Annotated in this window: 14 protein-coding genes; 6 read left to right on the forward strand and 8 right to left on the reverse strand. The window is 70.2% G+C overall.

The window, feature by feature from the left end:
* Positions 1-172: 172 nt before the first annotated feature.
* On the reverse strand, positions 173-733 hold the full coding sequence (locus Acor_RS37315; protein ID WP_155341491.1) for an RNA polymerase sigma factor: 561 nt from the start codon (positions 731-733) through the stop codon (positions 173-175).
* A gap of 143 nt (positions 734-876) precedes the next feature.
* Between Acor_RS37315 and Acor_RS37320 the strand changes: the two genes are divergently transcribed.
* Together Acor_RS37320 and Acor_RS37325 are read left to right on the forward strand one after the other, a co-directional pair.
* Positions 877-2,301: an alpha,alpha-trehalose-phosphate synthase (UDP-forming) gene (locus Acor_RS37320; RefSeq protein WP_422664861.1), complete on the forward strand. Its 1,425-nt coding sequence runs from the start codon at positions 877-879 to the stop codon at positions 2,299-2,301.
* A gap of 39 nt (positions 2,302-2,340) precedes the next feature.
* Positions 2,341-3,507 carry an MFS transporter gene (locus tag Acor_RS37325; protein ID WP_170317278.1) on the forward strand — a complete coding sequence of 389 codons (1,167 nt, stop codon included), beginning with the start codon at positions 2,341-2,343 and terminating at the stop codon, positions 3,505-3,507.
* Here the strand turns inward: Acor_RS37325 and Acor_RS37330 are convergent.
* Genes Acor_RS37330 through Acor_RS37340 form a run of 3 tightly spaced genes read right to left on the reverse strand, consistent with a single transcriptional unit; the run spans position 3,485 to position 5,202 of the window.
* Entirely contained in the window at positions 3,485-4,051 is a 567-nt protein-coding gene (locus Acor_RS37330; RefSeq protein WP_155341494.1) for a hypothetical protein, read from the reverse strand. The genes Acor_RS37325 and Acor_RS37330 overlap by 23 nt on opposite strands.
* 9 nt (positions 4,052-4,060) lie before the next feature.
* Positions 4,061-4,906: a trehalose-phosphatase gene (gene otsB / locus Acor_RS37335; protein ID WP_246239646.1), complete on the reverse strand. Its 846-nt coding sequence runs from the start codon at positions 4,904-4,906 to the stop codon at positions 4,061-4,063.
* Positions 4,907-4,947: 41 nt separating this feature from the next.
* The gene (locus Acor_RS37340) at positions 4,948-5,202 is read right to left on the reverse strand and encodes a DUF3263 domain-containing protein (RefSeq protein ID WP_246239648.1); all 255 of its coding nucleotides are present in this window, start codon (positions 5,200-5,202) and stop codon (positions 4,948-4,950) included.
* 167 nt (positions 5,203-5,369) lie between these two features.
* Here Acor_RS37340 and Acor_RS37345 point away from each other — a divergent pair, with 167 nt between their 5' ends.
* The 4 genes from Acor_RS37345 (at position 5,370) to Acor_RS37360 (ending at position 8,510) form a co-directional block, all read left to right on the forward strand.
* Positions 5,370-6,494 (forward strand): S8 family serine peptidase, encoded by a 1,125-nt coding sequence (locus Acor_RS37345; protein ID WP_155341496.1) that lies wholly within the window; start codon positions 5,370-5,372, stop codon positions 6,492-6,494.
* Between the two features lie 31 nt (positions 6,495-6,525).
* Positions 6,526-6,918, forward strand: a complete 393-nt coding sequence (locus Acor_RS37350; protein WP_155341497.1) for a Zn-ribbon domain-containing OB-fold protein — start codon at positions 6,526-6,528, stop codon at positions 6,916-6,918.
* Entirely contained in the window at positions 6,915-8,087 is a 1,173-nt protein-coding gene (locus Acor_RS37355; protein WP_155341498.1) for a lipid-transfer protein, read from the forward strand. Before Acor_RS37350 ends, Acor_RS37355 begins: the two co-directional genes overlap by 4 nt.
* A gap of 105 nt (positions 8,088-8,192) precedes the next feature.
* Positions 8,193-8,510, forward strand: coding sequence for a hypothetical protein (locus tag Acor_RS37360; protein ID WP_155341499.1), 318 nt, complete (start codon positions 8,193-8,195; stop codon positions 8,508-8,510).
* A gap of 56 nt (positions 8,511-8,566) precedes the next feature.
* Here Acor_RS37360 and Acor_RS37365 read toward each other — a convergent pair whose 3' ends face one another.
* The 4 genes from Acor_RS37365 to Acor_RS37380 form a co-directional block, all read right to left on the reverse strand.
* The gene (locus Acor_RS37365; protein ID WP_155341500.1) at positions 8,567-9,583 is read right to left on the reverse strand and encodes an ABC transporter ATP-binding protein; all 1,017 of its coding nucleotides are present in this window, start codon (positions 9,581-9,583) and stop codon (positions 8,567-8,569) included.
* Positions 9,567-10,619, reverse strand: coding sequence for an ABC transporter ATP-binding protein (locus Acor_RS37370; protein ID WP_422664862.1), 1,053 nt, complete (start codon positions 10,617-10,619; stop codon positions 9,567-9,569). Before Acor_RS37370 ends, Acor_RS37365 begins: the two co-directional genes overlap by 17 nt.
* Before the next feature lie 12 nt (positions 10,620-10,631).
* Positions 10,632-11,552: an ABC transporter permease gene (locus Acor_RS37375; RefSeq protein WP_155341501.1), complete on the reverse strand. Its 921-nt coding sequence runs from the start codon at positions 11,550-11,552 to the stop codon at positions 10,632-10,634.
* A partial coding sequence (locus Acor_RS37380) for an ABC transporter permease (RefSeq protein WP_155341502.1) occupies positions 11,545-12,367 on the reverse strand: 823 nt, incomplete at its 5' end. The genes Acor_RS37375 and Acor_RS37380, both read right to left, overlap by 8 nt.

A 12,367-nucleotide genomic window follows, 5' to 3' on the forward strand; every position in this document is an offset into this window, starting at 1 on the left:
TCAGTTGTCGCAACGACTGTACCCCGACGCCCCTCCTGTCATGAAAGCCGTCTCACGCTCTGGACTTGTCTCGCTCCGCGAGACGGTTCGGCCGCCTAGAGCCGATGTCTTCCCTCGTCTCTCCGGGTCGCTGCGCTCCCCTGCGTTCCTCAGTCCAGACACCGGCGCGGCCTCACTTGCCGAGATACGCATCCCCAAGGGCGGACTGGATGTACTTCCGTGCCTGGTGGATGCGGGACTTGGCGGTGCCCAGCGGGATGCCCAGCTGCTCGGCGACCTGCGCGTAGTCGAGCTGGACGATGTCCCGCAGCACCAGTGCGGCGGCCAGTTCCGGCTTCTCGTACTCCAGTGACTCCATCGCGTCGAGCAGATCCAGCCGGGATCCGGCGATCACGCTCACCCGGCGCGGGTCGGGACGGTGGTCGGGCAATTCCTCGGAGGTCTGCTCGGCCGCCCGCCGCTTCAACGACCGGTACGTCGTCCGCGCGCAGTTCGCCGTGACGATGTGCAGCCAGGTGCTGAACCGGGACCGCCCCTCGAACCTGGCGATGTTGCGCGCCACCGCGAGCAGCGTGTCCTGACACGCCTCCTCGGCGTCCTGCCGGTAGGGCAGCAGGCGTTCGCAGTGCCGCAGCACGTCGGGTTCGATCCGCCGCAGCAGCTCCCCCAGCGCGCCATGATCGCCTCCGGCGGCCGTGGTCGCCAGCTCCTCGGTGATCTCGTCCAGCGCCATTGTCGACAGGCTCCCAAGATCTCGCATCGCCGGGGCCCCGGCGCGACCCGCCGGGCCGCATCGAGCGCCGGAGTGTTTTCCTGACATCCTATTGCCGAGGACAGACTTTATTAATGTCTCCGGCATCGTGGGGTGTGCCACTAGTGAGCTCAACGTTGATCGCCTCCAATCGCGGTCCCGTCTCGTTCACGCTGTCCGAGGACGGCGCGCTCACCATGCGCCGGGGCGGCGGCGGCCTGGTCTCCGGCCTGTCCGAGGTGGCCCGCGACTCCGACCTGCTGTGGGTCTGCGCGGCGCTCTCGGACGGCGACCGCAGCGCGGTCCGGCTGGCCCCCGGCGGGCGGCTGGACGGGGCCGGCTACGACACCGGGCCGCTGCGGATGCTGGAGATCGCCCCGGCGGTCTTCCACCGGGCCTACAACGCGGTGGCCAACTCGACGCTCTGGTTCGTCAGTCACCTGCTCTACAACTCTCCGTTCACCCCGCATTTCGACGGCAGGTTCCAGCGGGAGTGGGAGTCCTACCAGGACTACAACGGCGCGTTCGCGCTGGCCCTGGCCGAGGAGGCGGGCCACGAGGCCCGGGTGATGATCCAGGACTACCATCTCAGCCTGACCCCGGCGATGCTCCGGGTGGAGCGCCCCGACCTGCGGATCGCGCATTTCTCGCACACCCCGTGGGCACCGCCGGAGTACTTCTCGGTCCTGCCTGACGAGGTGGCGGTGGAGATCCTGGAGGGCCTGCTGGGCGCCGATCACGCCGGGTTCCTGACGGCGCGCTGGGCGGACGCGTTCGTGTCCTGCTGCGAGGTCATCCTGGGGGCGCGGGTGGATCGCGACCGCCGTAACGTGACTTACCAGGACAGGACCACGCGCATCGGGGTGCACGCCCTCGGGGTGGACGGGCCCGCGCTGCGGGCGCGGGCGGCCGAGCCGGACGTGGAGTCGCACCTGCAAGTGATCAAGGAGCAGGTCGGCGACCGGCGGCTGATCGTCCGGATCGACCGGACCGAGCTGTCGAAGAACATCGTCCGGGGCATGGCCGCCTACCGGGAGTTCCTGGCGGCGCATCCGGAATGGCACGGCAAGGTGGTGCATCTGGCGTTCGCCTACCCGTCCCGGCACGACCTGCCGGAATACCGGGAGTACACGGCGGCCGTGCAGCGCTGCGCCAAGGAGATCGAGGACGAGTACGGCACCGACGACTGGGATCCGCTCATCCTGCACATGGAGGACGACTATCCGCGCTCGCTGGCCGCCTACCGGCTGGCGGACGTGCTGCTGGTCAATCCGATCAGGGACGGCATGAACCTGGTCGCCAAGGAGGGCCCGATCCTGTCGCCGCGGTGCGCGCTGGTGCTGTCCAGGGAGGCGGGCGCGGCGGCCGAACTGGGGGCGGACGCGCTGCTGGTCAACCCGTTCGACGTGTCGGGCACGGCGACCGCGCTGCACGACGCGCTGGTGATGCCGGAGGATGAGCGGACGAACCGGGCGACCCGGCTGCGCGCGGCCGCCACGGCGCTCCCGCCGCAGCTCTGGTTCGCCGACCAGCTCCGCGCACTCGCCTGATACTTTTGCCCTGATATTTGACTAATCAGGGGACAACTGGTGACGACGAGTACATCGGCTATCACGTTCACGCGCGATCGGCCGACCTGGCTGATCTACCTGATACTCGCCACCTTCGCCACCTACCTGTACGGCCTGTCGGCCGCGCTCCCCATCATCCGCGACGAGTTCGACCTCACCCAGGCGGTCGCAGGCCTGCACGGCACCGGCATGGCCGTCGGCTCGATCATCACCGGCCTGGCCCTGCCATTGATCACCCTCAGGATCGGCCGCCGGGCCGCCGTGTGGGTGGGGATCGTCGGCATGGACGTGGGCATGCTGCTGGTCGCGCTCGGCGACAGCCTGCCGTACACGCTGCTGGGCTACTCGATCGCCAGCGGCATGGCGGCGATCACCCTGTACACCGCGATGGCCGTGCTCAGCGATCACCACGGCCCGGCCGGTCCGGCCGCGATCAGCGAGGCCAACGCGGTCGGCGTGCTGCCCGGCATCGTGGCGTCGTACTCCTTCAGCCTGCTGGCCGGCACGTGGCTGGGCTGGCGGGCGGCGCTGTACGTGCCGATCGTGCTCTCGGTGCTGCTGGCGCTGGTCATGTTCCGGGTCTGGGTGCCCGAGCGCGAGCCGGCGCCGGTGGTGGCGGCCGGCGCGCCGCGGGTGCCCTTCGGGTGGGGTTTCCACCTAGCCTGCCTGACCCTGCTCTGCTGCGTGGCGCTGGAGTTCTCGTTCAACCTGTGGGCGGCCGAACTGCTCGGCCAGCGGGCCGGGCTGAGCCCGGCTGCGGCGACCACCGGGCTGAGCGCGATGCTGGTCGGCGTCGCCGTCGGCCGCTTCACCGGCGCGCGGCTGGCGCTGCGCTTCCCGGTGCACGTGATGCTGGTCGGCGCGCTGCTGCTGTCGCTCACCGGCTGGGCGCTGTTCTGGACCAGCACCATCCCGGTCCTCGCGTACGCGGGGCTGGTGGTCAGCGGGCTCGGCATCGCGGTCCAGTTCCCGATGGCGCTGAGCCTGGTGATCAAGGCGTCCGGCGGGCGGCCCGACCAGGCGTCCGGGGCTGCGTCGGTGTGGGCCGGGGTCGGCTCGGGCGCGGGCCCGCTGGTGCTGGGCGCGCTCGGCGACGGGTTCGGCACCCACACCGCGTTCCTGCTGGCTCCGGCGCTGATCGGGCTGGCCATCGGCGCGGTGTTCAGTTCCAGGCGGCCCGCTTGAGGATGGTGGCCAGCCCGGCGGTCCGCCACTGGTCCACGATCAGGATCTTCGAACTGGGCAGGAACCACTCCCGCTGGTGGAAGTAGCCCTTCACGGTGGCATTGCTCCGGCACTCGGCCTTCCAGTCCCGGTAGTGCGCCTTGTGGCCGGGTCCGATCTGGCGCAGGCCCTTGGCGGCCATCTTGAACTCGCCGATCCACAGTTTCCGGTCGTACGGGCAGGGCCCGACGTCGCTGGCCGGGTAGAATGGCCGGCTCGGCTCGTACGCCGAGAAGCCCTCGTGGCCGAGTTTGATGGCGGCCGGGCCGAGCACCCAGAAGCTCCGGCAGCCGGAGTCCCGGAAACCGGTCTGCGCCGGGCAGGAGCCGGTGACCACGCGGGTCCAGTCGGGGCGCACCTTGTAGACCTTCCACGCCTTCGGAATGGTCAGCGTGAGACCTTTGCGCAGGTGCAGCGGTTTGGTCGTCGCGGCCGAGGCGGGGGCGGGCACCGCCGCGACCAGCGCGAGACCGCACGCTAATACCAGAATCGTTCGTTTCAGCATGCCCAGAGGTTACTGATCCCGGCTTGTAATCGACTTGCCGAGTGTTTCCAGCAGGGCGACCACGCCGGGCGGCCCGTCCACCACCAGGTCGGCGTTCTCGGCCAGCTCGGTGACCTCGGCGGAGCCGCTGCACACCCGCACACCCGGAATGTCGGCCTCGGCGACCGCGGCGAAGGCGGCCAGGTCCCCGAGGTCGTCGCCGATGAACATGACCGAGCGCGCGGAGGTCTCGGTGAGCAGCTCGCGGAGCGCGCGGCCCTTGTCCATGCCGGGCCCGCGCAGTTCCAGGACCTTCCGCCCGGGTTCGACCACCAGGCCGGCCCGTTCGGCCAGCTGGGCCACCGGTTCGCGCAGTTCGTCCAGGACGGCGTCAGGGTCGGCGCAGTTGCGGGTGTGCACGGCCACCGCCCGCCCCTTGTCCTCGATCTTCACCCCGTCGGCCTCCGGGCCCAGCGAGGCGAGGAGGGCGGGGAGCTCGTTCCGTACCAGCTCCAGACCGGCCGGGTGCGGGGGCGCGACGACCTCGCCGCCCTCCCAGCGCTCCAGGCCGTAGTGGCCGAGGATAAGCAGGTTCGGCACGTCGATCAGGTCGGGCCCGGCCGGGGTGTCGCCGAGCGCGATCGCGGTGCTCGGCGGGCGGCCGGTGATGATCGCGACCCGGTTGACCTGACCGGCCAGCCGGATCAGCGCGGCGGGCGCGCCCGGGTCGATCCAGGCGGCCGACGGATCGGCCACGATCGGGGCCAGCGTGCCGTCGAAGTCGAGGGCGATCACGGCGCCGCCGGGATCGTCCAGGATGGTGGACAGGCCGATCGCGCCGACATCGGTACGCACGGTGATTCCTGCGACTTGCACGGTTCCCCCTTGATCGTGCCGACACTGCCAAGCGTACGGGTCTAGCCGGAATCGCCACCGCGGCGGGCGGCCCGGTCGCGGCGACGGCCACCGCGCAGCCGGAGCAGGCGGTTGACCAGCGCGGGGTCGGCGGCGAGCGCCTCCGGGCGGCCGATCAGCTCGCCCAGCAGCTGGTAGTAGCGGGTGGTGGAGAGGCCGAAGGTGTCCTTGATCGCCTGTTCTTTGGCGCCGGGGTAGCGCCACCGCTGGTTCTCGAATTCGAGGATCTGCCGGTCCCGCTCGGATAATTCATCCACTACGTCCCCCTCGGGGCAGGGGCAAGGGCTCCCATGGTAGCCCGGCCGCCGGGACGACCAAGAGGGCCTATCCCCCATAACCGTACGTATCGGACTGTTCACGGAAACGTCAGATTGAATCACTGAACGCGTGCCAGAATCTTGCCAAAGATCCAAGGGAGCGGCCGATGAGATTGCTGCTGCTCGGGGTGCTCCCCACGTGTCTGGCCGCCTGTCTGGTGACGGGGGCGGCGGCCGCACCGTGGCCGAAGGACGGGCTCGCCGAGAGCGCGCGTGGCCGCCAGTGGCCGCTGCGGGCGATGGACGTCCAGGACGCCTGGCAGCTCAGCCGGGGCGCCGGGGTGACCGTGGCGGTCCTGGACACTGGAGTGGACCCGCGCCACCCCGACCTGACCGGGGTGGTCGACCGGGGCCCCGACCTGACCGGAGCCGCCGACACGGGGTCCGGGCGGCACGGCACCGCGATGGCCAGCCTGATCGCCGGGCACGGCCACGGCGCGGGCCAGGCGTCCGGCGTGCTGGGGGTGGCTCCGGAGGCCCGCATCCTGTCGGTGCGGGTGGTGCTGGAGAACGACGACCCCGAGCGCGCCGACGCCCAGGTGCACGCCCGCACCCGGCTCGCGGTGGCCCGCGGCATCCGGTACGCGGTGGACCACGGCGCCCAGGTCATCAACATGTCCCTGGGCGGCGGCGAAGGCTCCTACGAGGGCTCCCCCGAGGAGGAGGACGCGGTCCGCTACGCGCTGACCAAGAGCGTGGTCCTGATCGCGTCGGCGGGCAACGACGGCGCGGGCGCGAACCGGCGCAACTTCCCGGCGGGCTACCCGGGCGTGATGGCCGTCGGCGCGGTGGACGAGCGACTGCGCCGCGCGCCCTTCTCCAACCGGCACGCCTACCTGTCGGTGGTCGCCCCGGGGACCGGGATCGTGAGCGCCGACGGGCCGGGCTCCTACCTGGTCGCGGACGGCACGAGTTCGGCGGCGGCGTTCGTGGCCGGGGTGGCGGCACTGGTCAGATCCCGCTATCCGGCGCTGAGCGCGCTGGAGGTCCGGCAGGCGATCCAGCGCGGCGCGCACCGCCCGCCCGCGGGGCAGTCCGCCGCGTACGGGCACGGGATCGCGAACGCGCGGGGCGCGCTGCTCGCGGCGGAGGGCCTGCATCGGGTCCCGCTGGCCGCCGTCCCCAGGCACGCCCACTTCCGGGTGCACGACGATGATTCCCGGCGGTTGATCGGCATCGCGCTGCTGGTGCTGGTGGCGGTGATGGTGGCCCGGGTGGCGGTGACCAGGTGAACCGAACAAGCGCTTGTGTCAGAATCGACGCATGCTGGCGATCGACGGCTGGTTCCTGATCGAGGACGGCCTGACCTACCTGCTCGGCTCCCGCTGCGGCGACTGCGGCACAATCGCCTTCCCGCCACGCCCGTCCTGCGGCCATCCCCGCTGCGCGGGAACCATTCCAGCACCGGTACGGCTGTCGCGCACCGGCACCCTCTGGTCGTACACGAACGCCTGCTACCCGCCGCCCCCGCCGTTCGCGGCGGCGGAGCCGTACCGGCCGGTCACCCTGGCCGCCGTCGAGCTGGACGGCCTGGTGGTGCTCGGCCAGGTGCGCGACCTGACCGTGGCCGACCTGCGCGTCGGCATGACCCTGGAACTCACCAGCGGCCCGCTCGCCGACGGCCCGCTGATCTGGATGTGGGGAGCCCCCCGATGAGCGTCGTCGTGCTGGGCGTCGGCCTGCACCCCTGGGGCAAATGGGGCAAGCCCTTCCAGGAGTACGGCGTCGCCGCCGCCCGCGCCGCCCTCGCCGACGCCGGCCTGCACTGGACCGACATCCAGTACGTCGTCGGCGCGGACACCATCAGGAACGGCTACCCCGGCTTCGTCGCCGGCGCCACCTTCGCCCAGGCCCTGGGCTGGAACGGCGCGAGCATCGCCTCCTGCTACGCCGCCTGCGCGTCCGGCGCGCAGGCCCTGGACATCGCCAGGGCCAGGATCCTCGCCGGACTCTGCGACGTCGCCCTCGTGGTCGGCGCCGACACCACCCCGAAGGGCTTCTTCAAGCCCGTCGGCGGCGACCGCCCCGACGACCGGGACTGGCTACGCTTCCGCCTGCTCGGCGCCACCAACCCGGCCTACTTCGCCCTCTACGCCCGCCGCCGGATGGCTCGCTACGGCGACACCCCCGCCGACTTCGCCGCCGTCAAGGTCAAGAACGCCCGCGCGGGCGCCCGCAACCCGAACGCCCGCTACCGCGCCGAGGTCACCACAGAACAGGTGCTGACCTCCCCCATGGTCGCCGACCCGCTCCGCCTGATGGACATCTGCGCCACCTCCGACGGCGGCGCGGCCGTGGTGCTCTGCTCACCCGCGTACGCCCGCAGGCACGGCGGCCGCCAGGTCACCATCGCGGCGGTCTCCACCGTCACCCCGACTTTTCCCCAGGCCGACCTGGACCTCCCGATGATCGCCTCCGAGACCGTCCCCCAGCCGGAGCACGGCTTCAAGACCGCCCTGATCCGCGCCGCCTACGAGGAGGCCGGGATCGGCCCCGAAGAGCTGTCCCTGGCCGAGGTCTACGACCTGTCCACCGCGCTGGAACTCGACTGGTGCGAGGACGCCGGGCTGTGCCCGCGCGGCGAGGCGGCCCAGCTGCTCAGATCCGGCGAGACCGCGCTCGGCGGGAAGCGGCCGGTCAACCCGTCCGGCGGCCTGGCCTCCTTCGGCGAGGCCATCCCCGCCCAGGCATTGGCCCAGCTCTGCGAGCTCACCTGGCAGCTGCGCGGCACGGCGGGCGCCCGCCAGGTCGACTCGGCAAGGATCGGGCTGGCGGCGACCCAAGGTCTCTTTGGCCACGGCTCCGCGATCATTGCCAGAACATGACCAGCCGTCATGTTAGGCCGCTCCAGGAGGGGTATAACGAAGGCTGATTACACAGAGTAATCATCCTGTGACCCGTTAGCGGGTTCCTTCCGGGGGGAAATACATATGATCCGCCGTATTCTCGTCACCTCTGCCTGCGCCGGCCTGCTCGCTCTCGGCCCCGCCGCGATCGCGTCCGCCGACTCGGCCGCCATGCGCCAGGGCGACCCGATCAGCGACCTGCTCGGCGGCCTGCTCGGCGGTGGCGGTGGTGGCGGCGACCTGCTGGGCGGTCTGCTTGGCGGCCTGCTGGGTGGCGGCGGCAACCCGCTCGGCGCCGTCACCGGCCTGCTTGGCGGCAGCGGCAGCCCGCTGAGCGGCGTCACCGGCGCGGTTGGCGACCTCACCAAGGACGCCCCGCTGCGGGTGACCGTCCTCGACTAGTACCGAGACCGCGACAAGAAGGGCCTCCACCCGCCGGGTGGAGGCCCTTCTTCGCACTAACTGGCGTGCACCACGTCATGCACCTCGGCGAAGTGACACGCGCTCGGATGGTCGGCCCCCGGGCGGATCTGGAGCAGCGGCTCCTCCTCCGCGCAGATCTCCTGAGCCTTCCAGCAGCGGGTCCTGAACCGGCACCCCGACGGCGGATTCGCCGGCGACGGCGGATCCCCCTGCAGAATGATCCGCTCCCGGTTCTCCCGCCCCTCCGGATCCGGCACCGGCACCGCCGACAGCAGCGCCTGCGTGTACGGATGCGTCGGCCGGTCGTAGATCTGGGTGTCCTTGCCGATCTCCACGATCTTGCCCAGATACATCACCGCGACCCGGTCCGAGATGTGCCGGACCACCGACAGGTCGTGCGCGATGAAGATGTAGGCCAGGTCGAACTCGTTCTGCAGCCGCTCCAGCAGGTTGATCACCTGCGCCTGGATGGACACGTCCAGCGCCGACACCGGCTCGTCGCAGACGATGATCTCCGGCTGCAACGCCAGGCCGCGCGCGATGCCGATGCGCTGCCGCTGACCGCCGGAGAACTGGTGCGGATACCGGTTGATGTGATCGGGGTTGAGCCCGACCACCTCCAGCAGGTCCTGCACCTTCTTCCGCCGGTCGCCCTTCGGCGCCACCTCGGAGTGGATCTCGAACGGCTCCCCGACGATGTCGCCCACGGTCATCCGCGGGTTCAGCGAGGTGTACGGATCCTGCATCACCATCTGGATGTTGCGCCGGATCCGCTTCAGCTCCGCGCCCTTCGCGTGGGCCAGGTCGTTCCCGGCCACCCGCACCGAGCCCGAGGTCGGCGTCTCCAGCGCCATCAGCAGCTTGGCCAGCGTGGACTTGCCGCAGCCCGACTCGCCCACGATGCCCAGCGTCTCGCCGCGGTGCAGGTCGAAGGAGACCCCGTCCACCGCCTTGATCGCGCCGATCTGCCGCTTCACCACGATGCCCTGGTTCAGCGGGAAATGCTTGACCAGGTCGCGGACCTGCAGGATGGGCTCACCGTTCGACGCCATCGAGGACCTCCCTCCAGTAGTGGCAGGCGCTGCTGCGGGTGCCACTGATCGCGTGCAACGGGGGCACGTCGGTTACGCAGTCGTCCTGCCGGAACGGGCAGCGCGGGTGGAAGGCGCAGCCGCTCGGCATGTCGAGCAGGTTGGGGGGCAGGCCCTTGATCGCGTACAGCTCCTGGCCCTTCTGGTCGACCCGGGGGATCGATTCCAGCAGGCCCTTGGTGTAGGGGTGGGCCGGGTTCTTGTACACGTCGTGCACGGGGGCGTTCTCGACGATGCGGCCGCCGTACATGACCGCGATCTTGTCGGCCACGTCGGCGACCACGCCGAGGTCGTGGGTGATCAGGATCATGGCCATGTTGGACTCGCGCTGGAGCTCGGCCAGCAGTTCCATGATCTGGGCCTGCACGGTCACGTCCAGCGCCGTGGTCGGCTCGTCCGCGATCAGGACGTCGGGGTCCAGCGCGATCGACATGGCGATCATGATGCGCTGCCGCATACCGCCGGAGAACTGGTGCGGGTAGTCGTTCACCCGCTGCCTCGCGGCCGGGATGCGGACCCGGTCCATCAGCTCGATGGCCTTGGCGTACGCCGCCTTCTTGCGCAGGCCGCGGTGCACCCGGAACATCTCGGCGATCTGCCAGCCGACGGTGAACACCGGGTTGAGCGCGGACAGCGCGTCCTGGAAGACCATCGCGATCTGCTGGCCGCGGATCTGGGTCCTGGCACTCTCCGACAGCTTGAGCAAGTCGGTGCCGCGGAACCGGATCTCGCCCTTCGGGATGCGCGCGGGCGGCATGTCCAGAATGCCCATGATCGCCTGCGCGGTCACCGACTTGCCGGACCCGGACTCGCCCAGCACGGCCAGCGTCTCCCCGGCGTTCAACGCGTAGGAGACGCCGTTGACCGCGCGGACCAGACCCTGCCGGGTCTTGAACTCCACGTGCAGGTTGTCGACCGCGAGCAACGGCTCGGTGCCGGGCGGACCACTGTCGGCCGGCAGCAGATGCGTGTCGACGGCGGGAGCTGGATTCGTCACTTCTGGCACCTCCTATCGAAGCTTCGGGTCGAGTGCGTCCCGTACGGCGTCGCCGAGCATGACGAACGCCAGCACGGTGATGCTCAGGAACAGGGCGGGGAACAGCAGCGGCGCGGGGGCCTCCAGGAACCGGTTCCGGGAGTCCGCGATCATCAGACCCCAGGAGATGTCCGGCGACTGGATGCCGACCCCGAGGAAGGACAGCGCGGCCTCGGCCGCGATGAACACGCCCAGGTTCATCGTGGTGACCACGATGACCGGAGCGACCGCGTTCGGCAGGATGTGCCGGACCATGATCCGGACCGGCCCCGCGCCGAGCGCCCGCGCGGCCAGCACGTAGTCCTGGCTCTTGGTGGTGATCACCGCGGCCCGCATGATGCGCAGCACCAGCGGCCAGGCCAGCACCGACAGGGCCAGCACCACGCTGCCGATGCCCGCGTTGTCGCGGCCGATCACGGCCAGGATGAGCAGCGCGCCGAGGATCGACGGGATGGCGAAGAAGATCTCCGCCACCCGGGACAGCAGCACGTCGGTCCACTTGCCGTAGAACCCGGCGAGCAGCCCGAGGAAACCGCCGACGATCGAGGTGGCCAGGGTGGCGACGATGCCCACGATGATCGAGACGCGGGCGCCGTAGATGACTCGCGAGTAGGTGTCGCAGCCCAGGTTGTCGCTGCCGAACCAGTGCGCGCTCTCGATGCCGTCCCTGGCCCTGGACAGGTCGCAGGTGGACGGGTTGAAGGCGTCCACCGACGAGAACAGCGACGGGAAGGCCGCGATGATCACCAGCAGCAGCGCCAGCGCCGCCCCGAACAGGAAGACCTTGCTGTGCCGCAGGTCGTACCACGCGTCCGACCAGAGGCTGGCGGGCTTCTTGGCCTTCTCCGGCTTGGTGTTCTCGGCCGGGGAAGCCGTGATCGTGGAGTTACTCATAGCGGATCCTGGGGTCGAGAACGGCGTACAGCAGGTCGACGATCAGGTTGGCCAGAATGTAGACCAGCACCAGGACCGTCACAATCCCCACCACCACCGAATTCTCCCGGAGGTAGACGGACTGGAACAGCTGCTGACCGATGCCGGGCAGGTTGAAGATCGTCTCGGTGATGACCGCGCCGCCCATCAGCGTGCCGAGGTCGGCGCCCAGATAGGTGACCAGCGGGATCAGCGAGTTCCGCAGCGCGTGCCTGCCCAGCACCCGCCGCCGTGGCATGCCCTTGGCGATCGCGGTCCTGATGTAGTCCGCCCGCAGCGTCTCCATCAGGCTGGTTCTGGTCAGCCGGGTCAGGTACGCGATGGACGTGCCCGCCAGCACCGCCCCCGGAATGAGATAGCTCCGCCAGCCTTCGGCGACACCGGCGACGGGGAAGAAGTCGATGCCGGTCGACTTCTTCAGCTGCACACCCAGCACCAGCTGCAGCACGAAGCCGCTCACCAGCGTCGGGATGGAGACGAGCATGAGCGTGACGGCCAGGATCCCCGTGTCCGACCACCGGCCGCGGCGGAGGGCGGCGATGAGGCCGAGCCCGATTCCCACGACGGCCTCAATCGCGAGGGCCATCAGGGAGAGGTTGAGGGTGACCTGGAATTTACCCTCGAAAATGGTGGACACGGGCAGACCCCGGAAGGTCATTCCGAAGTCTCCGGTGAAGATGTCCCGGATGTAGTAGCCGTACCGGACGATCAGCGGTTCGTTCAGATGGAACAGTTCCCGCATGGTCTGGGCGAATACGGGGTCAACGCGCCGGTCA

The sequence above is a fragment of the Acrocarpospora corrugata genome (assembly GCF_009687845.1).
Lineage (GTDB): Bacteria > Actinomycetota > Actinomycetes > Streptosporangiales > Streptosporangiaceae > Acrocarpospora > Acrocarpospora corrugata.